General features: G+C 58.6%; 1 protein-coding gene. It reads left to right on the forward strand.

The genetic code is table 11. The annotated features are described in order from the left end of the window. The coding region (locus GIB19_RS28120; protein ID WP_274888859.1) for an immunoglobulin-like domain-containing protein at positions 1-797 on the forward strand (797 nt) is incomplete at both ends.

The following is a 797-nucleotide window of genomic DNA, read 5'->3' on the forward strand; positions in this document are numbered from 1 at the left end:
TGTCACCATCAAAGCGGGTGAAACCAGCGCGCCGTACACCCACGAAGCGCAAGGCGACGACGTCTACAAAGACGCCGGCGAAATCGAGCTGGGCGTGAAGTCGGCAGCAGACATCGATGGCCGTGCCTTCGAAAACCTGCAACTGGGCGATGCGGCGTCGGTCAAAGTGACTGACACCACGGATGACGTGGTGGCCAAGCTGACCGCTACCCCTTCGGTTACCGAAGGTGGTGCAATCACTTACACCATCACCCTGACCAACAAAGATGGCTTGCCGATCGATAAACACTCGGCGCTGACCTTCACCTTGAGCGACGGCACCACCGTCATCACCGTGCCGGCCAATAGCACTACCGGTTTCACCACCGTGACTGCTCCAGACAACGTCTACGTCGGTACCAACGATCCAGTGATCAAATCGATCGCTTCGGTGGATGGCGCGGATGTCGGCAAGTTCGAGAACCTGGTTCTGGACAAGACGCCAGTCAGCACTGCTGTGACCGACGAGCCAGGCACGCCGGGCAACGAAGGTGATCTGGTCAAAGTCACCATCACGGCTGACCAGGTATCGGTGGCTGAAAACGTCAAACCGACCTTCACCGTTCATATCAACACCGCCCTGGCTCACGACTTGGTCGTAACCCTGAGCAACAACGCGGTTGTGACCATCAAGGCCGGTGAAACCAGCGCGCCTTACACCCACGAAGCGCAGGGCGATGACGTCTACAAAGACGCCGGCGAAATCGAGCTGGGCATCAAGTCCGCCGTCGATGTTGACGGTCGTGCCTTCGAGAACC

This window comes from Pseudomonas sp. ITEM 17296 (assembly GCF_028895205.1).
Lineage (GTDB): Bacteria > Pseudomonadota > Gammaproteobacteria > Pseudomonadales > Pseudomonadaceae > Aquipseudomonas > Aquipseudomonas kermanshahensis.